The organism is Fictibacillus terranigra (assembly GCF_030412265.1).
In the GTDB taxonomy this organism is placed as follows: Bacteria; Bacillota; Bacilli; order Bacillales; family Fictibacillaceae; genus Fictibacillus_C; species Fictibacillus_C terrinigri.
On record NZ_JAUHLN010000002.1, the window covers coordinates 570,600 to 594,825 of the forward strand.

Annotated in this window: 24 protein-coding genes and 1 riboswitch; of the genes, 2 read left to right on the top strand and 22 right to left on the bottom strand. The window is 46.0% G+C overall.

Annotated features, from left to right (window positions below):
• Positions 1 to 17 precede the first annotated feature (17 nt).
• Positions 18 to 3,587: a chromosome segregation protein SMC gene (smc, locus tag QYF49_RS10730; RefSeq protein ID WP_290399591.1), complete on the bottom strand. Its 3,570-nt coding sequence runs from the start codon at positions 3,585 to 3,587 to the stop codon at positions 18 to 20.
• A gap of 110 nt (positions 3,588 to 3,697) precedes the next feature.
• On the opposite strand from smc, the gene QYF49_RS10735 reads away from it, so the two are divergent.
• Positions 3,698 to 3,922, top strand: coding sequence for a DUF1128 domain-containing protein (locus QYF49_RS10735; protein WP_290399592.1), 225 nt, complete (start codon positions 3,698 to 3,700; stop codon positions 3,920 to 3,922).
• 45 nt (positions 3,923 to 3,967) lie between these two features.
• On the opposite strand, the gene rnc is transcribed toward QYF49_RS10735, so the two are convergent.
• The 11 genes from rnc to QYF49_RS10790 all read right to left on the bottom strand — a co-directional run bounded on the left by rnc (position 3,968) and on the right by QYF49_RS10790 (position 14,415).
• Positions 3,968 to 4,753, bottom strand: coding sequence for a ribonuclease III (gene rnc / locus QYF49_RS10740; RefSeq protein ID WP_425589586.1), 786 nt, complete (start codon positions 4,751 to 4,753; stop codon positions 3,968 to 3,970).
• Positions 4,754 to 4,853: 100 nt separating this feature from the next.
• On the bottom strand, positions 4,854 to 5,090 hold the full coding sequence (acpP, locus tag QYF49_RS10745; RefSeq protein ID WP_290399593.1) for an acyl carrier protein: 237 nt from the start codon (positions 5,088 to 5,090) through the stop codon (positions 4,854 to 4,856).
• A 145-nt stretch (positions 5,091 to 5,235) separates the two neighbouring features.
• Positions 5,236 to 5,976, bottom strand: coding sequence for a 3-oxoacyl-[acyl-carrier-protein] reductase (gene fabG, locus QYF49_RS10750; protein ID WP_290399594.1), 741 nt, complete (start codon positions 5,974 to 5,976; stop codon positions 5,236 to 5,238).
• Between the two features lie 4 nt (positions 5,977 to 5,980).
• Positions 5,981 to 6,919 (bottom strand): ACP S-malonyltransferase, encoded by a 939-nt coding sequence (gene fabD, locus QYF49_RS10755; RefSeq protein WP_290399595.1) that lies wholly within the window; start codon positions 6,917 to 6,919, stop codon positions 5,981 to 5,983.
• Positions 6,919 to 7,929 (bottom strand): phosphate acyltransferase PlsX, encoded by a 1,011-nt coding sequence (gene plsX / locus QYF49_RS10760; RefSeq protein ID WP_290399596.1) that lies wholly within the window; start codon positions 7,927 to 7,929, stop codon positions 6,919 to 6,921. Before plsX ends, fabD begins: the two co-directional genes overlap by 1 nt.
• Complete coding sequence (gene fapR, locus QYF49_RS10765; protein ID WP_290399597.1) at positions 7,926 to 8,504, bottom strand: transcription factor FapR; 579 nt, start codon at positions 8,502 to 8,504, stop codon at positions 7,926 to 7,928. The genes plsX and fapR overlap by 4 nt, the downstream gene beginning before the upstream one ends.
• 148 nt (positions 8,505 to 8,652) lie before the next feature.
• The gene (recG, locus tag QYF49_RS10770; protein WP_290399598.1) at positions 8,653 to 10,695 is read right to left on the bottom strand and encodes an ATP-dependent DNA helicase RecG; all 2,043 of its coding nucleotides are present in this window, start codon (positions 10,693 to 10,695) and stop codon (positions 8,653 to 8,655) included.
• Positions 10,692 to 11,579, bottom strand: coding sequence for an L-serine ammonia-lyase, iron-sulfur-dependent, subunit alpha (sdaAA, locus tag QYF49_RS10775; protein ID WP_290399599.1), 888 nt, complete (start codon positions 11,577 to 11,579; stop codon positions 10,692 to 10,694). The genes recG and sdaAA overlap by 4 nt, the downstream gene beginning before the upstream one ends.
• Positions 11,580 to 11,599: 20 nt before the next feature.
• Complete coding sequence (sdaAB, locus tag QYF49_RS10780; RefSeq protein ID WP_290399600.1) at positions 11,600 to 12,262, bottom strand: L-serine ammonia-lyase, iron-sulfur-dependent subunit beta; 663 nt, start codon at positions 12,260 to 12,262, stop codon at positions 11,600 to 11,602.
• 92 nt (positions 12,263 to 12,354) lie between these two features.
• A complete protein-coding gene (locus QYF49_RS10785) occupies positions 12,355 to 14,037 on the bottom strand; it encodes a DAK2 domain-containing protein (protein ID WP_290399601.1) in 1,683 nt (560 codons plus the stop codon).
• A 15-nt stretch (positions 14,038 to 14,052) separates the two neighbouring features.
• A complete protein-coding gene (locus tag QYF49_RS10790; RefSeq protein ID WP_053354531.1) occupies positions 14,053 to 14,415 on the bottom strand; it encodes an Asp23/Gls24 family envelope stress response protein in 363 nt (120 codons plus the stop codon).
• A gap of 228 nt (positions 14,416 to 14,643) precedes the next feature.
• Between QYF49_RS10790 and rpmB the strand changes: the two genes are divergently transcribed.
• Positions 14,644 to 14,832, top strand: a complete 189-nt coding sequence (gene rpmB / locus QYF49_RS10795) for a 50S ribosomal protein L28 (protein WP_053354532.1) — start codon at positions 14,644 to 14,646, stop codon at positions 14,830 to 14,832.
• 105 nt (positions 14,833 to 14,937) lie between these two features.
• Here the strand turns inward: rpmB and spoVM are convergent, their stop codons facing one another.
• From spoVM to fmt, 10 genes are all read right to left on the bottom strand, one after another.
• The gene (gene spoVM, locus QYF49_RS10800; protein WP_053354533.1) at positions 14,938 to 15,018 is read right to left on the bottom strand and encodes a stage V sporulation protein SpoVM; all 81 of its coding nucleotides are present in this window, start codon (positions 15,016 to 15,018) and stop codon (positions 14,938 to 14,940) included.
• 100 nt (positions 15,019 to 15,118) lie between these two features.
• Positions 15,119 to 15,760, bottom strand: a complete 642-nt coding sequence (locus tag QYF49_RS10805; protein ID WP_290399602.1) for a thiamine diphosphokinase — start codon at positions 15,758 to 15,760, stop codon at positions 15,119 to 15,121.
• Entirely contained in the window at positions 15,757 to 16,329 is a 573-nt protein-coding gene (gene thiT, locus QYF49_RS10810; RefSeq protein ID WP_290399603.1) for an energy-coupled thiamine transporter ThiT, read from the bottom strand. Before thiT ends, QYF49_RS10805 begins: the two co-directional genes overlap by 4 nt.
• Before the next feature lie 72 nt (positions 16,330 to 16,401).
• Positions 16,402 to 16,509: riboswitch (TPP riboswitch) on the bottom strand.
• A 23-nt stretch (positions 16,510 to 16,532) separates the two neighbouring features.
• Positions 16,533 to 17,180, bottom strand: coding sequence for a ribulose-phosphate 3-epimerase (gene rpe, locus QYF49_RS10815; protein WP_290399604.1), 648 nt, complete (start codon positions 17,178 to 17,180; stop codon positions 16,533 to 16,535).
• Position 17,181: 1 nt separating this feature from the next.
• Positions 17,182 to 18,075 (bottom strand): ribosome small subunit-dependent GTPase A, encoded by an 894-nt coding sequence (gene rsgA / locus QYF49_RS10820; RefSeq protein ID WP_290399605.1) that lies wholly within the window; start codon positions 18,073 to 18,075, stop codon positions 17,182 to 17,184.
• Positions 18,065 to 20,065, bottom strand: a complete 2,001-nt coding sequence (gene pknB, locus QYF49_RS10825; protein WP_290399606.1) for a Stk1 family PASTA domain-containing Ser/Thr kinase — start codon at positions 20,063 to 20,065, stop codon at positions 18,065 to 18,067. The genes rsgA and pknB overlap by 11 nt, the downstream gene beginning before the upstream one ends.
• Positions 20,066 to 20,830, bottom strand: a complete 765-nt coding sequence (locus QYF49_RS10830; protein WP_290399607.1) for a Stp1/IreP family PP2C-type Ser/Thr phosphatase — start codon at positions 20,828 to 20,830, stop codon at positions 20,066 to 20,068.
• A gap of 6 nt (positions 20,831 to 20,836) precedes the next feature.
• Positions 20,837 to 21,922, bottom strand: a complete 1,086-nt coding sequence (gene rlmN / locus QYF49_RS10835) for a dual-specificity RNA methyltransferase RlmN (RefSeq protein ID WP_290399608.1) — start codon at positions 21,920 to 21,922, stop codon at positions 20,837 to 20,839.
• Positions 21,916 to 23,289, bottom strand: a complete 1,374-nt coding sequence (gene rsmB / locus QYF49_RS10840; protein ID WP_290399609.1) for a 16S rRNA (cytosine(967)-C(5))-methyltransferase RsmB — start codon at positions 23,287 to 23,289, stop codon at positions 21,916 to 21,918. The genes rlmN and rsmB overlap by 7 nt, the downstream gene beginning before the upstream one ends.
• A complete protein-coding gene (fmt, locus tag QYF49_RS10845) occupies positions 23,286 to 24,221 on the bottom strand; it encodes a methionyl-tRNA formyltransferase (protein ID WP_290399610.1) in 936 nt (311 codons plus the stop codon). The genes rsmB and fmt overlap by 4 nt, the downstream gene beginning before the upstream one ends.
• Between the last annotated feature and the right edge of the window lie 5 nt (positions 24,222 to 24,226).

Consider the following 24,226-nt stretch of genomic DNA (forward strand, 5'->3'; position numbering starts at 1 on the left):
TGTGCGATAAATAAATATTACTTTGCCCCGACGAGTTCCTTTGATTCCTCCAGCTTTACGGAAACCAGCTTGGAGACGCCGGATTCCTGCATCGTCACACCATACAGCACGTCCGCTTCCTCCATGGTTCCTTTCCGGTGGGTAACCACAATAAACTGGGTCTCTTTGCTGAACGTCCGCAAATAGCTGGCGTAGCGGCTCACATTCGCATCATCGAGTGCCGCCTCTACTTCATCAAGGATACAGAACGGAACTGGACGGACCTTTAAGATGGCAAACAACAAGGCGATCGCGGTCAGAGCCCGTTCTCCTCCGGACAAAAGCGCAAGATGCTGCAGCTTTTTCCCCGGTGGCTGAGCGAGGATATCCACACCGGTCGTTAGAAGATCGTCCGGGTTAGTCAAGGATAGATCGGCCCTTCCTCCGCCAAACAGTTCCTTGAAAATCTGGCCGAAATGGGAGCGGATGTTCGTGAACGTTTCATCGAACCTCCTCTTCATCTCTTCGTCCATCTCATCGATGACACCGTGCAGGGTCTGTTTTGCTTCAACAAGGTCTCCTCTTTGTTCGGTCAGGAAGTCAAAACGCTGGGATACACGTTCATACTCCTCGATGGCACCAAGGTTCACCAATCCGAGTTCTTCGATCGCAAGTTTGATCAGCTTGACCTTTTTCCTCGCATCAGCAGCGTCCATCGTCAGCTGGAACTGTTCCTTCGCCCCTTCAAAGGAAAGCTCATATTCCTCCCGCAGATGGGTGAGCCGGTTGTCGAGCTCCACATCGAGCCTGTTGATGCTGACCTCTTCCGTACGGAGGGCATCGTTCAGCTGTTTAAGAATGCGTTTTGACTCTTTCAGTTCCCTGTCCCGGTCTTCCACCTGCTGGTAAACCGCCAGACGATCCTGTCTGCGCTGCGAGATCAGGTGAAGAACAGCATTCTTATCCTCTCGTTGTTTGGAAATATGTGCGTCAAGTACTTCTTCACCGGAGGAATTGCTGTTCATCTCTTCTTCCAGCATCCAGAAATCCTGCTCGGTCTCTTTTAGCTGTTCATTGACATCCCTGAGCTCCATTTGAAGTCTTTCCAGCTTCTCTTCCTGGTTGGCCGCTTGCTGTTCTTTTTCTGCGATCTTGATTTTCAACGCTGTGACTGACTGCTGAATCTCTTCTTTTGACGTTTGCTGGTCTTTCTTGCGGGCATCCAGCTGTTCAATCTGTGTTTCCAATGCTTTTGCATCTTTTACGTTTTTCTCTAACGATTTTTCGAGTTCTTTAACTCTTTCAGTAATCGTGCTTTGTTCTGATTGGAAGCTGTTCTTCTCCCGGTCATACAATGAGAGCCGGTCATTCAGGTTTTTCTCTTCGATTTCAATTTCCCTCAGCCTGCTTTTGACCGATTGCTCCTCAAGCCTGCTGTTTTCTCCTTCCTCTCGAAAGGTTTCAAGCTCAGACCTCAACTTGGCAATCGATGCTTTTGAATCTTTCACCTGCTCTTCAACGGCCGCCGTCTGCTGTTCCATTCCAGCCAGTTTTTCAGTGACGGCGTCGAGCTCGCGCTGTCTTCCAAGGAGCGATGAATTCTTCTGCTTGATGCTTCCGCCTGTCATGGAACCGCCCGCACTGACTACGTCCCCTTCGAGAGTGACAATCCGGTACCGGTAACGCAGGGCTTTGGCGATCCGGTTTGCCCCCTCGATCGTTTTAGCGATCACGATATTCCCTAACAGGTTAGCGATGATCTTCTCGTATTTACTGTCCCCTGTTACAAGAGTTGAGGCCACTCCGACATAAGCCGGATGCGAGGCGACCAAGCTGATATCGGACGGCTGAATATACCGTCCCTTTATGACAGACAGTGGCAGGAAGGTAGCTCTGCCGTACCTTTTTTTCTTTAAAAATGCGATCGCCGCTACAGCATCCTTCTCACTTTGCGTGACCACGTGCTGCATGGATCCGCCAAGGGCTGTTTCAATCGCTGTTTCAATATCAGCAGGCACACTGATGAGTTCTGCCACTGCGCCTTCTATACCCTGCAGAATGGTCCCTTTTGCTTTCAGCACTTCCTTTACACCCTGTATGAACCCCTGATATTCGTCCTGCATCGACTCGAGCCATTCCTTTTTCGATTTGAACTGCTGAATGAACTGATAGGCCTGATACAACTGGCTCTGCTTTTCCTCGTTCTCTTGTTCCTTTTGTTCGAGCTTCTGTTTTATCGAAGCATACTGCTTTAAATGCGCCTGGATCTTCTCTTCGGCTTCCTTGACTTTCATGAGCAGCGCCTTCTTATCTGAGCTCACTTTCTCTCGTTCTGCTACATATTTCTCATGTTCCTGATCCAGCCTGCTTGATTTAAACTGCTGCTGATTCTGCTGGTCTGTGAGATACCTGATCTCATTTTTAACCGATGCCTGGCTGTTTAAGTTCTCAAAGTAATCGCTTTTCAGCCGTTCAAGCTCCGTCTCGAGATCAAGTTCAATAATGGAAAGACTGTTTTCTTCTTCCTTCAGCTGGCTCCTTAGTGAACGCAGCTCCTTCTTCTTTTCTCCGAAATGCTTGGCACCTTCAAAAGAACTTGTTTGCAGTACCTCGCTTTTTTTCTTCAGCGTTTGAATCTGCTGTTTCAGAGACTCTTTATTCTGATGATAGTTTTTCTTTCGTTCTTTTAAAACTTCGCGCTTTCCTTCAAGTTTTTCCAGCTCTTCACTGGCGACGAGCAGCGACTGCTGCAGTTCATCAATGGACTCGTCCAGCGCCTGTATATCCGCACGGGCCCGTTCAAGAGAAGCTTCCTCATGTTTCACTTTCGATGACAGTTCGAACTCCTTGTTCTTAAGTTCATCCACAAGCCTGGATTGTTTTTCCCATTTTTCGTGCAATTCCTCAATTTCATATACAGTCAAAGCCACTTCGATCTGCTGCAGCTCTTCTTTTTTCTCAAGGAAATCTCTGGCGATGGAAGCCTGTATTTTCAATGGTTCAACTTGGCCTTCCAATTCATGCAGAATATCTTCGACACGGTTTAAATTCTCTTGGGTTTCCTGCAATTTTTGCTCTGCTTTTTGTTTTCGGGTTTTGTATTTCAGAACCCCGGCCGCCTCTTCGAAGATTCTTCGTCTATCCTCCGATTTGCTGCTCAAGATCTCTTCAATCTTTCCCTGACCGATAATCGAATACGCTTCACGCCCAAGCCCCGAATCCATGAACAGGTCCACGATATCCTTCAGGCGGCATTGCTGTTTATTCAACAAATATTCACTGTCACCCGAACGATAGACCCTTCGCGTGACACTGATCTCATTATATTCAAGCGGTATATGCTGATCTTCGTTATCAAGAGTTAGCGTTACTTCAGCGACGTTGAGCGGCTTGCGGTTATCGCTTCCCGCAAAGATGATATCTTCCATCTTGGAACCGCGAAGGGATTTGGCGGATTGTTCACCAAGCACCCAGCGGACGGCATCCGAAATGTTGCTTTTGCCGCTCCCGTTGGGCCCAACGACCGCGGTCACACCGGGTACAAATTCAATATTGATTCGGTCCGCAAAAGACTTAAACCCTGCTACATCTAATCGTTTGAGGAACATCTTAATCCCCCTTATGTATTCTTAACTAATTTATTTTAACATAGATCAACATACAAATAGATTCTTTTGTGCTACAATTACGAAAGAAAGAGGATAGAAAGGGTGCTACTATGAACTTATCCACTCCCAGCCAGGAGAATATAGAGTTTATGATAGAAGACTTGAAAAAAAAGCTTCAGCTTGTAAACTCCGGTCTGATCCAAGGGGATGACTACACCGTTGACCAGTATGATGACATCAAAGAACTTTATGATATGGTAATGAAAATGCCAGGATTCAGTGTCCGGGATATGGAAGGCATCGTTTCCGAGCTCGGTTCCTTAAAAAAGAAGTAAGCTCGTACATAATCATAAGAAAAACACCCTGTTCGCAGGGTGTTTTTAATGTTTCATTATTTTCTCCAGCGCTTCCTGTGCAGCATGCTGCTCTGCTTCTTTTTTAGAACGTCCAAAGCCGACACCAAACGCATCCTCATTCAATTTTACCTCAGATACAAATTCCCGGTTATGCGCCGGACCTTTTTCCTGAATGATTTTATAATCAATGGTCCCAAGGCCTTCGCGTTGAACATATTCCTGAAGCTGGCTCTTAAAATCCATCACATGAGAAAAAGCACCTTCATTAATTCGGGGAAATACATGTATTTCCAAAAATTCTTTAACCGCTTCGATTCCTTTATCAAGGTACAATGCACCAATAAAGGCTTCAAACACATCTGCAAGCAAAGCGGGCCGCGTTCGTCCGCCAGTATTTTCTTCGCCTTTGCCCAGCAATACATAATCCCCAAAATGAAGCTCGTTGGCCAATATGACAAGGGATGGCTCACAAACAATGGCCGCTCTTAATTTCGTTAACTCTCCTTCGCTCATCGTTGAAAACTTTGAGTAAAGAAATTGGGAAATCGTTAACTCAAGAACTGCATCCCCTAAAAATTCAAGCCGCTCGTTGTCTTCGTAAGGACGTCCCCGATGCTCATTCACATATGATGAATGGGTAAATGCCTGAACCAGCAATTTTTCATTGTCAAAGAAGAGATTAATTCGTTCCTGTAAGGGGGCTACCTTTTGTTTGCGTACCTTTTCATCCATTTGTTTTCTTGCCTGATGCTTAAACCTCTGCCTTGAATGTTTCTTTAAATTTGACGTCTGTTTCTTTGAACCTTTCATCATTGCCTCCTGCAAACACTTAGAGGGTACCAGCTTTATTCTTCTGCCAACAGGTTTAAAGTCCCGCACCATCTGTTACGGGACTTTGCTTAGCATAAAATTAGTTGTTGTTGCTGTTTATGTAATTAACAACGTCACCAACCGTTGTAATCTTCTCAGCATCTTCGTCGGAAATTTCCAAATCAAATTCGTCCTCAAGTTCCATTACTAGTTCAACAACGTCCAAGGAGTCAGCACCAAGATCTTCTTTAAAAGAAGCTTCTGGTTTAACTTCTGCAGCGTCTACACCAAGACGATCTACGATAATCTTTGAAACTCTTTCTAATACGTCTGCCATGTGTATTCACCTCCTTTCAATAATATATACCATTTCATAAGAAAAAAAAAGATAGAAAACAGAGAAAAGCTGAAACGACCGGATTGGTCGTTGTAGCTGGATCAAGAAACGCTGAAAGACTCTCTCTACCCAGCTTTCCCTATTCTTACATCACCATTCCGCCGTCAACATGAATCGTTTGTCCAGTAATATAGGAACTGCTGTCACTGGCAAGGAACGTGACGAGTGAAGAGATGTCGTCTGTGCTTCCGAAACGGGCAAGCGGGATCGCCTTCAGCATCTCGCCTTTTACATTCTCTTCAAGCACGTCCGTCATATCAGTATCAATGAATCCTGGAGCCACTGCGTTCACGGTAATGCTTCGGCTGGCCAATTCCTTAGCCGTAGATTTTGTGAGGCCGATGACACCTGCTTTTGCTGCAACATAGTTGGCTTGTCCAGGGTTTCCTGATACACCGACAATGGAAGAAATATTAATGATTCTACCCTTTCTTTGTTTCATCATCTGGCGGGTAACAGCTTTTGTACAAAGGAATACACCTTTCAAGTTTGTATCAATGACCGCATCCCACTCGTCCTCTTTCATTCTCATGATGAGATTGTCTTTTGTGATCCCGGCATTATTAACTAGGATATCAAGAGAACCAAACTCCTCAATCACTGCTTTGACCATTCCGGCAACTGACTCACTGTCCGCGACATTCGCCTGCACCGCGATGGCATCCCGCCCCATTGAGCGGATCTCATCGACGACTTCCTTTGCCTTCGCTTCACTGCCTGCATAGTTTACGGCCACTTTAGCGCCATTCTTGGCAAGTTCCAGTGCGATCGCTCTGCCAATCCCTCTGGATGCACCTGTAACAAGAGCTGTTTTTCCATTTAACATTGGTTTACTCTCCCTTCAGTTTTACAACTGCCGCATTTATCGTTGCTTCATCACTGATGGCGATGACATTTGCACGGCGGTTCACCTTCTTCACGAGCCCTGAAAGCACTTTTCCGGGTCCGATTTCAATAAAGGTATCTACGCCTAAAGCCATCAGTTCATTAATCGTTTCTTCCCATCTGACAGGCGAGTAGATCTGCTTAACCAGCTTTTCCTTAATTTCCACCGAGCTTGTAACCGGTTTGGCAGTGACGTTCGCGATCACCGGAATTTCAGCATCACGGATAGTAATCGAATCAAGTACATCCTGCATCTTTTCAGCTGCTGGTTCCATGAGAGAAGAATGGAAAGGACCGCTCACTTGAAGAGGGATCACTTTTGCGCCGTTTTCTTTAGCAAGGCTTGAAGCATCGGCTACTCCCTGTGCTGTGCCAGAAATAACGATCTGCCCTGGGCAGTTAAGATTAGCGACCTGAACAGCGTCCCCGTTCTCAGACACCTTTTCTGTAATCGCTTCAAGCTCCTCCTGTTTCATCCCAAGGATGGCGGACATGGCACCGACACCTGTCGGCACTGCTTCTTCCATAAATAGTCCCCGCTGTCTGACCGCGTATACCGCATCCTCAAATGAAAGGCTGCCGGCTGCAACGAGAGCTGAGTATTCACCAAGACTATGGCCGGATGTATAATCCGGTTTAATGCCGTGTTTTTTAAAAACTTCCAGAACAGCAGTACTTGCAGTAAGCAATGCCGGCTGTGTATTTTCTGTACGCTTTAAGTCGTCCTCCGGCCCTTCAAAAATGATAGAAGATAAAGAGACACCGAGTTTTTTATCTGCTGTATCAAAGATAGTTCGGGCTTCTTCAAAGTTTTGTGCCAGTTCCTGAGCCATTCCTACGCTTTGGGAGCCTTGTCCCGGAAAAAGAAACGCAATTTTACCCATTATTCTTCCTCCTTCTGTTCTTCTCTTTCAAATTCTTTCATCTTTTCAGCAATAATTTGAACCACATTTTTCTCTACCATCGTTTTCGTCTGTCTGACCGCGTTGAATACCGCGTTCTCATCGGATGAACCATGGGCTTTTACTACCGGCGCAGCCAGTCCGAATAATCCTGCTCCGCCATACTCCGAATAATCCAGCTTGTTCTTCAAGCCTTTTAGGCGGGGTTTTAAAATTCCTGCGGCAAGCTTGCTGATTGCCGTTGCTGTAAGCTCCTGCTTCAGCATAGAAAACAGCGTCAGAGCCGTTCCTTCTATCGTTTTTAAGACGACGTTTCCGGAAAAACCATCACAGACAACCACATCGGCTGCTCCGTTCAGTAGTTCCCTCGCTTCCACATTGCCAATAAAATTCACCGGCGCTTCTTTCAGCAGCTGAAAGGCTGCCTTGCTTAAAGCGTTCCCTTTTTCATCTTCTGTACCGACATTTAAAAGGCCGACTCTCGGAGAACTCGTACCCCTTACTTGTTCAGCATATGTACTGCCCATGATGGCGTACTGCAGCAGATGCTCAGGTTTTGCATCCATATTGGCGCCTACGTCCAGAAGCAGAAAACCCTTGCCGTCTACGGTTGGAAGCGTTGGAGAAAGGGCCGGACGGTCGATTCCGCTGATCCTGCCGACATTAAATAGACCAGAAGCCATAAGAGCTCCGGTGTTTCCCGCCGAAATACAGGCATCCGCACGTCCTTCTTTTACCTCTTTCGCAGCCAGAACCATAGAAGCATTCTTTTTCTTCCTCACGGCACGGACCGGTTCATCATCACTTTCAATTTTTTCTTCTGTATGAATGACCTCAATATCATTCTCACCGTTCAAATAAGGGGAGATTTTCTTTTCATCTCCAACTAAAACGATGGTAAGATCATCAAAAGCAGCGAGTGCTTTTAAAGCTCCTTTTACCTGAGCTTCAGGTGCATTGTCGCCACCCATTGCATCGATGGCAATTCTCATGTCGTAGTTCCTTCCCTTCCCTCTCCAGTCGAACGGAACATGATGAACTCCCCGGATAACACCGCCTCATTTTCAACGTAGCTCGTGACTTCTACTGTTGTCCGATAGCCCTCAATGCTGCTGACCCGTGCTTTCGCAACGACTCGCTCCCCCTCTTTTACTTGTCGGGTGAAGCGGATCCTTGCCTTTGATGTCAGAGCCAGCTCATCGTTAATAATGGCCACCGCAAGCGAGTTCGCCTGCGCGAAAAGATGATGGCCTCTGGCTATTTTTGTCCGGGAAAATACATGTTCACTCTTTATGTCCAAGATGGATATTGCGGCTTCATCCAGCTGGAGATCAATAATTTCGCCGATGACTTCCTCCAGGGGAAGGGCTTTAACGGTATCCAGCTGCTGCTGTGCCACGTATTTGATCCGTTCTCGCAGTTCTGGGATCGATAGTTCCAGGCGGTCCAGGCGAATCGTCTGGACACTGACTGAAAATTTATCTGCCAGTTCTTCATCCGTAATAAAAGGAGTCTCTTCAATCGTAGCTTTAAGCAAAGCCTGTCGTTCCTTTTTTGTCCTCTTCATGTATACACCATCCAGATATGCTATTTAAGCATCAGCCTCTATGGATGCACGGTTTTTTCACTTTTTAAGAGCTGGTACTAACAGTAGTATATAATAGCAGCTATATCATTTCAAGGAAGGAGAGGTCCAAAAGCGCCGGAACACTCCGTCAGTCAAGGCGCTCTGATGTAAACACTCCCTCTTCTTCAAGGAATCTTCTAAGAGGTGCAAAGGCTTCATCCTTAAAGAAGGAAGCGGTTTTGACCATCCGGGAAGCATCGTTTCTAGCCACCTCAAGCACCCGGTAGTCATGTACGATATCCGCAATCTTAAAATCAGGAAGCCCGCTTTGTTTGTTCCCGAAAAAATCCCCGGGACCTCTAAGTTCGAGATCTTTTTCCGATAGAACAAAACCATCAGACGTTTCTGTCATGATCCGCATTCTTTCTTTTCCTTCTTCTGATTTCGGATCAGCGATTAAAATACAATATGACTGCTCACTTCCTCGTCCGACACGGCCACGGAGCTGATGGAGCTGTGACAGCCCAAACCGTTCGGCATCATAGATCACCATCATCGTTGCGTTCGGCACATTTACTCCGACCTCCACTACTGTTGTAGACACAAGCACATGGCACCGGTTCTCGGCAAACTCTCTCATCACTTCTTCTTTTTCAGAAGAATGAAGTCTTCCGTGCATCAAACCGACCCTGTTCTGATGAAAATATTGCTGGAGCTGAGCATGCACATCAATCGCATTTTGAACATCCAGCTTATCTGATTCTTCAATGAGCGGGCAGATCACATAGGCCTGTCTGCCTTTATCAAGTTCTTTCTGCACAAATCCAAGAACCCGGTCAAGCATGTGGTGCTTTGCCCAATAAGTTTCTATCGCTTTTCTTCCTGCAGGCATCTCGTCGATGACCGAAACGTCCATGTCGCCGAACACAGAGATCGCCAGCGTCCGCGGAATAGGCGTAGCCGTCATGAACAAGACATCGGGGGATTGGCCTTTTTCGCGCAGCACCCGCCGCTGTTTGACACCGAAACGATGCTGTTCGTCTGTAATGACAAGGCCGAGTTGCCTGAATACAACCTCGTCCTGAATCAGGGCGTGAGTACCGATTAACACATCCACTTCTCCTTCAGAAAGCCGTGCTAATATATCAGCCCTTCGTTTTCCTTTCACTGAACTCGTGAGCAATTCCACTTTCATATGATGCGGTTCGAGCAGCTGTACAAGCGATTGGTAATGCTGTTCAGCCAGTATTTCCGTCGGTACCATCAATGCTCCCTGGCTTCCTGAAGAAAAAGCAGCAAAAAGCGCGATAGCCGCTACGACTGTTTTACCGGATCCGACGTCTCCTTGGAGAAGCCGGTTCATTCTGTGGGGAGAAGACATGTCATTTAGGATTTCCTTCATCACCCTCTGCTGGGCATTCGTTAACGGAAATGGCAGGGAATCCACAAACCCATCAACATCATCGATGCAGAAATGGAGTTTTTCTCCTGCAGACTGCTCGCGGTTGATCTTTTTAAACATTTGCATCTTTAACTGGAAGAGCAAGAACTCTTCATACACCATCCTGCGCCGCGCTTGTTTTAAATGTTCAAAGCTATGAGGAAAATGAAGGCTGTACAGCGCCTGCTTTCTCGGCCAAAGCTTATAGGTTTCCAGGCTTTCAGCCGGCAGCACTTCCTCCACCACTTCACCAAACTGGCTGAAAGCGAGTTTAATGAGCCGCCTGAGTTGCTTGACGCTCATCTCTCCTTTGACCGGATAGACAGGATCAATACTTTCATTTTCAGACTGAAGCCCGAATTTGATGTCGTTAACGGTCATGGTCATCTTATGGACATCCCATTTTCCAGTAAGAGTTATCGTCTGCCCGGGGGTCAGCTGCTTTTTTAAATAGGGCTGATTAAAAAAAACAGCGGTTATTAAATAACGGCCGATCAGCACTCTTATGCTTAATTTTGATTTTTTTCTTGGAAAATAACGGAGAGAAGGTTCACTGTGAACCTTCCCTTCGACTGTTGCCCTCTCTTCATGTTTAACATCGGCCAGATCTTTTAGCTGATGATTGTCATAACGGAAAGGCAAATATTCAAGCAGATCCATCACTGAGACAATTCCAAGCTCTTTCAGTTCCTCTGATTTGCTCTCACCGATCCCATTGATTTGTGTTACCTTCAATTCGTTTAGCTTCATTTTTTATCCAGGGCTATACCAAAGATTTTCGCTTCAAGCTCCCGGGCAGTTGGTGTAGCCGCCAGCCCTCCTTGCGCCGTTTCTTTCAATGCGGTCGGCATCGATTGCCCGATCCTGTACATCGCATCGATGACTTCATCACATGGAATTCTGCTCTTAATTCCAGCAAGCGCCATATCGGCAGCGACAATCGCATTGCTTGCTCCCATGGCGTTTCGCTTTACGCACGGCACCTCTACCAGACCGGCAACCGGATCACAGACGAGGCCAAGCATGTTCTTCAGGGCGATGGCCATCGCTTCTGCAGACTGTGAAGGTGTCCCGCCAGCCAGCTCAACAATGGCAGCCGCCGCCATACCGGTCGCTGATCCAACTTCCGCCTGGCAGCCTCCGGCAGCACCAGATATGGAAGCATTGTTGGCGACAACGAATCCGAAAGCACCGGAAGCAAATAAAAAAGCAACCATCTGTTCTCTTGTCGGATTTAATTTATCTTTTAATGCAAAAAGAGTGCCAGGAACCACACCTGCTGAACCTGCTGTCGGGGTAGCACATATGGTTCCCATTGCAGCGTTGACTTCATTGGTTGCGATGGCTTTACTGACCGCATCAAGCATGAACTCTCCAGAGAGGCTTTTTCCGCTTTTTAAATAATTTTGCAGGAGGATCGCATCTCCGCCTGTCAACCCTGAATGAGACTTAACATCTTCGGTTATCCCCCGCTCGACCGCTTCTTCCATCACCTTTAAATTCCTGTCCATCTGACTGAGGATCTCTTCTCTCGTCCGTCCCGTAAACTCCATTTCCTGTTCAATCATGATATCAGAAATCTTGCATTCTTTTGCCTCGGCAAGTTCAACTAATTCGGCAACATTTCGAAACATACGTATTTCTCCCTTTCAAGTTACTCATTGATTTTTACTACTTGCTGTACGATCGGAAGCGACTCGATCTCTTCGATGAGTACTGGGTCTATGTTTTGATCTACCTCAATAATCATAAGAGCTTCCTGCCCTTTTTCTTTCCGCGATACCCGCATATGGCCAATATTAATCTGGTGCTTTGCAAGAATATTCGCTACGCCGGCGATGGCTCCGTATCGGTCATTATGAACGATCAGAAGAGCCGGGTGGTTTCCGCTCAGTTTCAGTTCAAAACCATTAAGCTCAACAATCTCGATTTTTCCTCCGCCGATCGAGATCCCAACCAGTTCAATTTTATCATTCTCGTCTCCAAGGATGATCTTTGCAGTATTCGGGTGTTCCGTCAACGCATCTTCTTCCGTTATCTTTATTTCAACGCCCTGCTCCTTCGCCAATGAAAGCGCATCCACAATCCTAGTATCAAAAGTATCAAAATCAAGGATTCCGCCGACGATCGCCACATCCGTTCCATGCCCACGGTAGGTCTTTGCAAACGATCCATAGAATGAGATATGGGCGTAATCCGGCTTCCTGCCGAACAAGTCTCTAGCGACCCTTCCGATTCGGGCTGCTCCTGCTGTATGAGAACTCGAAGGCCCAATCATAACAGGCCCGATGATATCAAAAACACTTTTAAATTTCATTCATGTCCCTCCGATAAAAATATAGCTGCACATAAAAAAGATTCCCTCCATTACTGTATCATAAGTGAACAATAATGGAGAGAACATTTTACTTACTCAACTGAGATAATAAACGGATAAAGCGGCTGATTGCCCTCATGGACTTCCACTTCTACAGAAGGGAAGGAATCCTCAATAAATTGAACTAAGCTTTCCGTGTCTTCTTCTGATGCATCTTCTCCGGCAATAAGGGTAATGATTTCAGAATCCTCATCGATCATTTCCTTTACAAGCTGCTGGACCGCTTCTTCTTTATCCGGCATGGAAGCTACAATTTTGCCGTTTAGGATGCCCATGAAATCTCCTTTGGAAATCTCGATGCCATCGATGGACGTATCTCTTACAGCAAACGTAAGCTGACCGGATTTAACACTTGAGAAGGCGTCAGTCATTTTCTTTTGATTGTCTTCAAGCCCTGCTGATGGGTTAAAAGCAAGCAGCGCAGCTATACCTTGAGGCACATTCTTCGAACGGACGACAATCACGTCCTGATCTACGATAGATGCCGCCTGTTCGGCTGCCATCACAATGTTTCCGTTGTTCGGAAGCACGATCACTTTTTCAGCATTCACCTGTTCAATGGCTTTGACGATATCTTCTGTACTTGGGTTCATCGTTTGTCCGCCTTCGATGACATACCCGGCACCAAGTGAAGTGAACAGTGCTTTAATTCCGCTCCCCATCGCAACAGTAACGATGCCGTACGCTTTTTTCTCCTGTTTGGATTCAGCCTTTTTAACAGGTTGATGCGGCCCTGTCTCAGACTCTAAAATCGCCGTATGTTGTTCTCGCATGTTTTCAATTTTAATGTTGATCAGGCTGCCGTGCTTTTGAGCAAGAGTCAGCATGTTGCCCGGTTCTTCCGTATGAATGTGAACTTTTACAAGATCTTCATCTGCGACAACCAGCAGGGAATCACCATGTTCGTTCAGCTCATTTCGGAACGCCTCTTCACTGAATGGCGCCTTTTTTAATTTCTCAGGCTCGAATTTCACCATGAACTCTGTACAGTAACCGTAATGAATGTCTTCCGTTCTCATATGAACCTGTGCTTTATGATGTTCTGCATTCACCATTTCCTTCATGGACGGAGCTTGAGGCGAGATTGCGGGAAGATCCTTTCCTTCCAGTGCGGAAAGGAAACCTTCATAAACCGTAAGCAGGCCTTGTCCTCCTGAATCCACGACTCCGACTTCCTTCAATACCGGGAGCAAGTCAGGCGTTCTGTCCAAGGATGCTTTAGCTTCGGTGACGACCTCATACATAACAAAAAGAATATCATCACTTTTTTTGGCAGCCTTGACAGCGCGTTTTGCCGCATCTTTCGCCACTGTAAGAATGGTTCCCTCGACAGGCTTCATCACAGCTTTGTAGGCTGTTTCCACTCCGTTCTCGAATGCTCTTGCAAAGTCAACCGAAGTAATCGTTTCTTTTCCTTCGATTGATTTTGAAAAACCACGAAAAAGCTGGGATAATATAACCCCGGAGTTGCCTCTTGCTCCCATAAGCAAACCACGGGAAAATGAGCTCGCGACTTTACCAATATCGGCAGTTACGTTGTTTCGAACTTCTTTCGCACCGGAAGTAATGGTAAGGTTCATGTTGGTTCCTGTATCCCCATCCGGCACAGGAAAAACATTAAGTGCATCTACCATTGCTGCGTTTTTTGATAAGTTTGCGGCTCCCAATGCAACCATGCCCGCAAACTTTTTTCCGTCTAAAACTGTCAAAGACACGAACTTTCCTCCTAACTAAGGGGTTGTCACCCTGACACCCTGAACAAAAATGTTAACAGAATCTACAGAGAGACCCAGCATTTGATCGAGGGTATATTTCACTTTTGTCTGTACATTATGGGCTACTTCGGAGATTTTCGTTCCATAGCTTACAATGATGTACATGTCAATATGTACTTCGTCTTCCTCTTGCCGAACCACAATCCCCCGGGAGAAGTTGTCACGTCCTAAAAGCTCGGTAATCCCATCCTTTAACTGCTTTCTGGAAGCCATGCCTACAATACCGTAGCAATCAATCGCAGCACCGCCAGCAATCGTAGCAATCACTTCCGTAGAAATGTCAATCTGGCCGTATTTATTCTTCATTTCAATGGACATGATGAATCCCCCTTTAATCAATTATGGCTAATCCTCATTTTACTATATATATGGTTTTTTTGAAAGGACAACTCCATTTGACAATAAGTCACAAAGCCATGTCAAGGAATTTTACTTGAAATGTTAAAAATCATTTGTTGCTTTTCTTTAGTGGTCATGCTACTATAGGTTAGTATTTAACATACGACTGATATGATACAGTTTTACTGTTATAAAGGAGGTACAATTATGTCACGCAAATGTTACGTTACTGGTAAAGGACCTAAAACAGGAAACAAGCGTTCCCACGCATTGAACAAATCTAAAAAGAGCTGGGGAGTAAACGTTCAAAAAGTCCGTATCTTGGTCGACGGGAAGCCTAAACGTGTTTATGTTTCTGCACGTGCCCTAAAGTCCGGAAAAATTGAACGCGTTTAATTGCTCTTAAAACAACGGCATCTCCGTTGTTTTTTATTTGGAAAAGCGTAAGCGAACTTCTTGAAAAGAAAAAGCACCCATTACGAGGGTGCTTTTTCCTTTTGTTTATCCTTTTTTAAATGAACCCAAAACCGCGCGTACGAATCCCCCTAAAAACCTAGGCAGTTTAATGGTGTAAAATTTCATCATACCCCTCCTCCAGGCCCTTAAAAAATAAGACATTCCATAATAAATATATTCGCTTTTATAAAAATAGTACCATGCGGCCCGACGCATAAAATATTAATTAATCATGGCTCTTTATCAACATTAATATGCCGCTTGAGAAAGAATAAGTACCAATTTTATTTACAAGCTCATTGGAAATGCAGAGTGTGGAACCCATTGGCACATACTGATCCTGCAGAGGGTACTTGAACCCCTTCAAAGTCAGCCCGGTCACAGGTCCATTAAAAGGGAGAAAGGAAATATACGGAAAATCTGTCTCTTGTTGAATCGTATGCAAACCTGGCTTGACTAATGTAAACCTGTTCTGCTTGTCCCGTATTTCGATCGAGACTCCGGCTTCCATTCCATGAAGGAGCAGCTGTATATTGGCCAGTTCATGGTCCAAGCGCCCCCCTGTAACACCAAGAAGCAGAATTTGCTCCGGATTTTGCCCGAGTGCCCAATCAAGTGCCAGCTCCAGATCGGTCTTATCCTTTTCACTGTCATACTCAAATGAAGGCAGTTGAAAAGACGCCATCCATTGACGCTCTTCATCATTCACCGAATCAAAGTCTCCGAAAGCACAGTCGGGTGTGATTCCTTTTTTCAACAAGTAGAAAACACCGCGGTCAACACCAGCCCAGATCACCTTTTTGCCGGTAAACAAAGAGAAGTCCGGCTGTCTTTCTTCCGGACCTCCCGCTAAAATAATGATTTTCATGCGGCGTTAACAACTCTGTGATCGTTTCTGTGCAGCAGGCGAGGAGCCGTTTTCGTCATAAAAATAAAAGCAACCGCAGTAATGATGGCTACAGGAACCATATAGGATCCATTATATAGAATGGAATAAACGACCGGGTTCATTCCTTTTGGGGCGAAGGCTGCAAAGAAAATGACACCTGAGACAACATGGGAAGCCAGTCGCAGCACGCTGCCAAAGATGATGCCAGCCACTATGGCCGACATTCTTTTTTTTGAATCGCTTGCCGGGCTGACTTTAAATACGCCTGCGAATCCGGCCAATAAGAACGCAAGCGGATAATCCAGAACGATGCCGGCAGGGTTGTATCCTGCTGTACCATCAACCAGTATTTTCACCATCCCCACGATGAAACCTGTTAACAAACCTCCGGGCAAGCCGCGGCGGAAGGCCATTAAGAAGATCGGAAGCATCTCCAATGATACCGAGCCTCCGTTTGCCCACAGCCCCTTAAATTGAACAAAGCTTAAGATAATCGCTAGCGCGGACATCATCGCCACTTCGGTCAAAAACATGATTTTTTTACTCATTATACATCCCCCTTAACCTGGTTAAGAAAAGAAAAAAGCAACCGGCATGTGAATGACGGCTGCTTGTTTTTAGCAACAGCTGCTCCACATTCCTACGCAGGCATGATCCTGCTTCAGGTTCAAAGGGTCGGGAGAATACTCCCCTCTCAGCCCCTTTATGGGACTCCCCCTGTGGTTACTTTTTTCAATTATTCTCGGTTTTATTATACACCACGAATGGCACGGATTGCACCCTTTATGTCTTTTTGCCCATAAATGGCCGATCCTGCAACTAGAACGGTCGCTCCTGCTTTCTCGCAAAGCCGTGCGGTTTCAGAGTTTACGCCGCCATCTACTTCAATTTCAACGTTCAGGCCTTGCTCCTTAATCATCGCCGATAACGCTTCAATCTTTGGCAGCACCCCGTGGATAAAGGATTGTCCTCCAAAGCCGGGGTTAACGGACATGATAAGCACCAGATCAATGTCAGCCAGAATATGCTTTATCGATTCGACAGGTGTTGCAGGATTTAGTACAACACCCGCTTTTTTGCCTTGCTCTTTAATCAATTGAACGGTGCGGTGAAGATGCGGACATGCTTCTACATGTACAGTAATAATATCAGCACCCGCTGCTGCAAACTCCGGGATATACCTGTCCGGGTTTTCGATCATCAGATGTACATCAAACGTTAGATCCGTGAGGGGGCGAATCGCCTTAACAACGAGCGGCCCCATCGTAATATTCGGCACAAAATGCCCGTCCATCACATCAATATGGATATAATCAGCACCGTTTTCTTCCACTTTCTTAATTTCCTCACCGAGCTTTGAAAAGTCTGCGGAAAGAATGGATGGCGCAACTTTAATCATGCTAGTACCTCCGTTTTTGTTCCTTGATTTCCTGCAAAAATTCAAGATAATGTTCATAGCGGAACGACGGGATCTCTCCCACTTCCACCGCTTTTTTTATCGCACATTTTGGTTCCGAGCTGTGCGTGCAGCCGCGGAACTTGCATTCTGATACACGCTCTTTCATCTCAGGGAAATTGTAGCAGAGCTCTTCCGTTTCAATCTCAACAAAGTCCAAAGAACTGAATCCAGGTGTGTCGGCAATCAATCCCTCCTCAAAGGGCAGGAGTTCGACGTGCCTCGTTGTATGCTTTCCGCGTCCCAGATGGTCTGATATGTCATTCGTCTCAAGCATGAGTTCAGGCATCAGCGCATTTAACAGAGAGGACTTACCTACTCCTGACTGCCCGGCAAACACGCTTGTTTTCCCTTTGAAAATTGGTTTGATGTCTTCCATACCGGCCAAAGACATCGCAGAGGTTGGAATAACCTGATAGCCCAGTTTCCTATATGCTGCGATGAAATCTGCGATCTCCTTCTGATATTCTTCGCTATCTATCAAATCCATTTTTGTAATACAGATCACCGGTTGAATGCCATTGTCCTCAATGTGCACAAGGAAGCGATCCAGCAGCGAACTTGAAAATTCAGGCCGGACAGCAGAAAATACGAGAATCGCCTGGTCAACATTTGAGATCGGAGGACGGTTTAACTCGTTCTTTCTTTCTTTAACATCCAGAATATATCCGTCAGTCCGATTCGTGGATTCGAAAACGACCCAATCTCCAACAACCGGAGTAATCTTCTTTTTACGAAAATTCCCCCTGCCCCTGCATTGAAAGACTTCGTCATTGTACTGCACATAATAAAATCCTGCGACTGATTTTATAATTCTTCCTTCAGTCTTAATATCCATTGTTCGCTCCTTTGAATTTACCTTCCTTTGCATCTTGATAATTAAACGTTTTTGATGCGAGCTCTTTTCCGTTTAAATAAACGGTATAGGAAGCATCATGGTCTGGAGAAACTGTCAGAGGCACCATATATTCTTTCGTCTGAGAAATCTCTTCCTCTACGAATATTGCATTTTCCTCTTTCGCATCACTGTATACAATTCTCACCAGGAACTGCTTGTCCTCGTCACCCTTGGAAACTTCCACCGTGATTTTATTATTAAATGTGATATCTTCCGGTTCTTCAGGCTTTGGTTTAGGTTTAGGCTTCGGTTCCGGTTTCTTGCCCTTTGATATGACAACATCGACAGTAGAGCCCTTTTGGACATTGGTATAGGGTGAAGGATTTTGAGAGATGACCTTTCCTTCCTCTACTGTGTCTGAGTACTCTTTTGTTAAATTCACCTTCAGCCCTTCCTGCGAGATGTATTTCTCTACGTCCTCTATTGAGGAGTTTGACAGGTTCTCCAGCTGGATCGTAGGCGGACCTGTACTTACACGGAGAATCACCTGTATCTCGCTTGGGTTCACCTTTTCCCCTTTATCGGGGCTCTGTGATATGACTTCACCTTCAGGAGTCTCTTCCGATTCAACCGGGATGGTTTCGATGTTCTTGCTGTCATAGCCTTTCTCGCTCAGAAGGTCTCGTGCTCCATCTTCACTCATTCCCGTCAGATCCAGCATGTCCACTTTCTTAAAGCCTTTCGATACAAAAAGTGTAACGGTGCTTCCTTCTTTTACCATGGAATGGGCATCAGGGTCTTGTTTGATGATTTTTCCCTGCTCCACTTCTTCATCATACCGCTCTTTGCGCTCCACGTTAAAACCTAGCTTTGCGAGCCGCTCAAATCCGTACTCGTAATCCTTATGAACCACATTGGGAACAGAAACATCCTTCACTTTAAACCAATCCGGCATGATTATAAAGGCTGCGGCTCCGGCCCCTGCAAGCAGTAGCACGAAAATGAGAAAAGCCAGCCACCAGCGCTTTTTCTTCTTTTTTGGCGGTGTCTCTTTAGTATTTTTAGATTCAGCATCCGGGGTTTCTGCTGCTTTTGTCATGGACACTGGGGGCATAACACGTGTAGCACCCTCTGCATCATCATAATCACTCCACCTTGTCTCATTCAAACGGTGGGGAGAAAGAGCGGTGTCCAGGTCATCCATCATCTCCAGCGCACTGTCATACCTGTATACCGGATTTTTTGTCAGTGCTTTAAGAATGATATTTTCAACACTTTGCGGAATTTCCGGGTTGATTTTTCTAGGCTCCGGAACCTCTTCCTGCAGATGCTTGAGAGCAACGGATACTGGCGACTCTCCTGTAAATGGCACTCTGCCGGTCAGCATCTCAAACAGCACAACTCCCAGAGAATAAATGTCCGATTTAGCATTGGCAACTCCGCCGCGCGCCTGCTCTGGAGAAAAATAATGAACCGAACCGAGCACTGAGTTCGTATGAGTAATCGTTGCTGATGTAATCGCCAGAGCGATACCGAAATCTGTTACTTTTGCCACACCATGTTCATCAATCAAAATATTATGGGGTTTGATATCCCTGTGTATGATCCCGTGATCGTGAGCCGTTACCATTCCTGACGCGATCTGCCTTATAATCTGTATGGATTCCTCAACAGACAGCCGTCCGTGTTCCCGGATATATTGTTTTAATGTCTTCCCTTTTACGTACTCCATTACAATGAAGTACACGTTATTTTCCTCTCCAACATCAAAAATGCTTACGATGTGGGGATGGGCGAGACTTGTTGCCGCTTCAGCCTCTCTTCTGAATCGCTTAATGAACTCCTCGTCGTCCGAAAACTCTGATCGAAGTATTTTTACCGCTACATCCCTGTCAAGGATTAAATCCTTGGCACGGTATACAATCGCCATTCCGCCATCACCGATAACTTCAAGCAACTTATAGCGGCCGCTTATTCGCTTGCCAATCATTTAACTTACTCCCTTTGTCAACGAATGGGGCGTATGACTGACAAGTCCGACGGTAATATTATCTTCTCCTCCGGCCTCATTTGCTAAGTTCACAAGTCGATCAGCTTTATCGTTCAACGAGAGGTTGCCATCGTTCAATATGTTCTCCATCGTTTCGCGGCTTACCTTGTTGGAGAGGCCGTCTGAGCATAATAAGACCATGTCGCCCTCTCCCCAGGAAATCGTCTGAATGTCCACATCAATGTGGTCATCTGTACCGAGTGCCCGCAAAATCACATTCTTTCTTGGGTGATTTTCCGCTTCAATTTCTGATAGCTGTCCTGATCGTACAAGTTCATTGACGAGTGTATGGTCCTCTGTTTTTTGAATCAGTTTTTCTTCAGAAAAATAATAAACACGGCTGTCACCAATATGTAAAATCGTTAAAAAGGAGGGCGTGCAAAGCGCACCGACAAGCGTAGTTCCCATGCCGCTGCAGTCAATATTCTTATTGGCAAACTGATGCAGGTCAAAATTGGTCTGTGTAACAGTTTTCAAAAGCCATTCTTCTGCTTTTACAGGTGTCTGTGCCATTTCTTCAGAAGCGGCATTCCATGCTTCCTCAAAAGATCGGATGGTCTTGGAACTGGCAACATCACCGGCTTTATGCCCGCCCATTCCATCAGCAATAAGGGCAAGAAAGTGCTCACCTTTCGTGAACACTCCCCCGCTGTCTTCATTATGCTGACGAACTTTACCAGTATCTGTTTTAAAGGCATACTGCAATTTACGTCACCTCGTCTCTTCCTGACGCTCCTTCGCTCTTAGCTGGCCGCAGGCCGCGTCAATATCATGTCCCTGCTCCCTGCGCAAGGTCGCATTGACACCTCGTTTTTTCAGTGTTTCTAAAAATTTGAAGATCTGCTTCTTAGGTGTCCGGACATAGTCACGTTCAGGAACGTAATTGACCGGTATCAGATTTACATGGCATTTAATGTTGTTAATCAGATCTGCCAGTTCTTCAGCGTGTTCGACCTGATCATTCACGCCGCCGAACAGACCGTACTCGAAAGATATACGCCGTCCGGTCTTCTTGACGTAATAGCGTATGGATTCCATCAATTCTTCCATCGGATACATGCGGTTGACCGGCATGAGCCTGCTTCGGATCTCTGTATTCGGCGCGTGCAGTGATACAGCAAAATTGATCTGCATCCCTTCATCCGCAAATTTATAGATATAGGGCACGATGCCACTAGTGGAAACCGTAATATGACGCGCACCAATATTCAGTCCTTTATCATGGTTCACCACTTTCAGGAACTTGATTAATCCTTCATAGTTATCGAACGGTTCACCGATCCCCATGATAACAATTGAGCTTACCCGTTCATCTGTCGCATCCAGGGCACGCTGCACTTGAAGAACTTGAGCGACGATCTCTCCGGCATGCAGGTTTCTTTTCAGTCCGCCGAGTGTGGAAGCACAGAAAGTACAGCCCAGACGGCAGCCTACCTGTGTCGTCACACAGACACTGTTGCCGTAATCATGGCGCATTAGCACCGTTTCGATGGAATAGCCGTCCTGAAGCTCGAATAAAAATTTAATCGTCCCATCGGAGGATTCCTGCCGTGCCAGTTCTTTCATCGGCTCAATATGATAGGTTTCTTTCATCTTGTCACGAAGCCCTTTTGGCAGGTTTGACATTTCTTCGTAACTTGTCACTCTCTTTTCGTAAAGCCAATCATAAACCTGGGAAGCACGGAATTTGGGTTCTTTTATATCAGAAAGCCAATTTTCCAGATCTGTCAGCTCAAGCGAAAAAATAGATGGCATAATTGCCGGGTTCTGCTGTTTTTCACTTAACGGTTTTAACATTGGGTTTCACCACCAGTTGTAGTCTTTTTCTTAAAGCATGCAAGGTAAAAACCATCGCTGTTAAAATAATGAGGAAGAATCTGTACCTGTGCTTCAGCAGGTTTAAGGTACGGCTTTAACGGTTCTGGAAGCCGTTCGTTAAAAGTCATGTCCCATTCAAAATCAGGATGATGCTTTAAAAAAGCATCGGCGATCTCATTATTTTCCTCTGTATCGACGGTACACGTACTGTATAGCAACGTACCGCCCGGTTTTAACAGTTCGGCCACTTTATCGAGGATCTGGAGCTGAATCTCAGCGATACGATGAATGTCCTCTTCTTTTTTCGACCATTTAATGTCGGGTTTTTTCCGGATTACTCCAAAACCGGAGCACGGCGCATCGACCAGAATCCTGTCAAACGATGAGGAAGAAAACCTTTCGCCTGCCTTACGGCTGTCAAGCGCCTCCGTTTTAATATTGGTAAGGCCGAGCCGGTCCGCCTGCTCCTGGATCAATTTCACCTTATGGGGGTGAAGATCCAGTGCCGTTACTTCTCCTGTATTGTTTAACAGTTCGGCAATATGGGTTGTTTTTCCTCCAGGAGCTGCACAGGCATCCAGGATTTTTTCGTTCATGGACGGATTCAGCGCCCTCGCAACGAGCATGGAGCTTTCGTCTTGTATTGTAACATATCCTTCCTTAAATAAAGAAGAATGTGAGAGGCTGCCTTTTTTTAATTTAATCGCATCCGGCGACAGGTCGCCATTGCTGCCCTCTATTCCCTCCCCTTCAAGGGATTCAAGCACGTTCTCACGGTTGGATTTCATGCGGTTGACACGGCCGGTCACTGGAGCAGGCTCAAGGTTGGCGGCAGACATCTTTTCAGTGTTTTCCAAACCGTACTGTTTGATCCATCTCTTCACAAGCCACTCTGGCATGCTGTATTGGAGAGCAAGCCGTTTCCCGTCTTCAGAGATGGAAGAAAGATCAGCCGTTCCTTCTCTCTGGATTTTTCTCAGCACTCCGTTAACCATACCAGATATCCCTTTGTGCCCGCGTTTTTTTGCGATTTCCACCGCTTCATTAATGATCGCATGGTCAGGAATTTTATCGAGATAGATCATCTGGTAGAGTGACATGCGAAGCAGGACGAGCACCCATTTATCCAGTTTGTGCAGCCCCTTTGCAACATACGGCTCCAACAGATAATCCAGGGTATTCTTACGCTGAAGGGTTCCGTAAACGAGTTCAGTCAATAAACCAATGTCCTTCTTGTTAAGATCCGCCTTTTGAATGGCCTGATTTAACAAAAGATTGCTGTATGCCTGATTTTGTTCAATCTTTAGTAATACGTCGACCGCTGTACTTCTCACATTTTGTTTCACTGATCTTCACCCAGCTTTATACCTGCTGCAAGTTTGGCTCCCTGTAAAAATTGAGAAGCCGCCATGCGTTTTTTGCCCGAAGGCTGCAGATCGGTAATGAGGATACCTATAGTATCCCCTGTTTTGACCAGAATTCCTTCTTTACTGGTTTGAAGCACGGTGCCAGGCTCTGCTTCCGATTGGGCAGCCACTTTTTTTCCCCACCATACTTTCAGCGTCTGGCCGTTCAATGAAGTAAAAGCAACAGGCCAAGGATGCAGTCCTCTGATCTGGTTATAGATCGACTCACCGCTCTTCGTCCAGTCGATCTTCTCTTTGTCCCGAGAGATATTGTAAGCGTAGGTCACTTTTTCCTCATCCTGTTTCACCGGAGTCAATTTCCCCTCGATCAAATCAGGTATGGTCTTGGATAACAGTTCTGCTCCTGCGACGCTGAGTTTTCGGAACATGCTGTCGACATGGTCTTCTTCGCCAATAGGGACCACGACCTGTGTCAGAATATCTCCAGCATCAAGTTTATCCACCATGTACATGATTGTCACACCAGTTTCCTTCTTCCCGTCAATGATGCTCTGATGGATCGGTGCACCGCCTCTGTATTCGGGCAGGAGAGAAGCGTGGACATTAATGCAGCCGTATTTCGGCGCTTCTATAATTTCGGAAGGCAAAATCTGGCCATACGCGGCCGTGACAATTAAATCTGGCTGAAGATCAATAATTTCCTGAAATTCATTCTTTAGTTTTACTGGCTGCAAGACAGGGATGCCGTGCAGTTCCGCTTCTTTTTTGACCGGCGTTGGCTTAATCTCCCTTTTTCTCCCTTGAGGCTTGTCCGGCTGCGTGACGGCAGCTGCGACTTCATAGCCGTCATTAACGAGTCTGCGCAGAACTGGCACAGAAAAATCGGGTGTTCCCATAAATACGATTTTCATTTGTA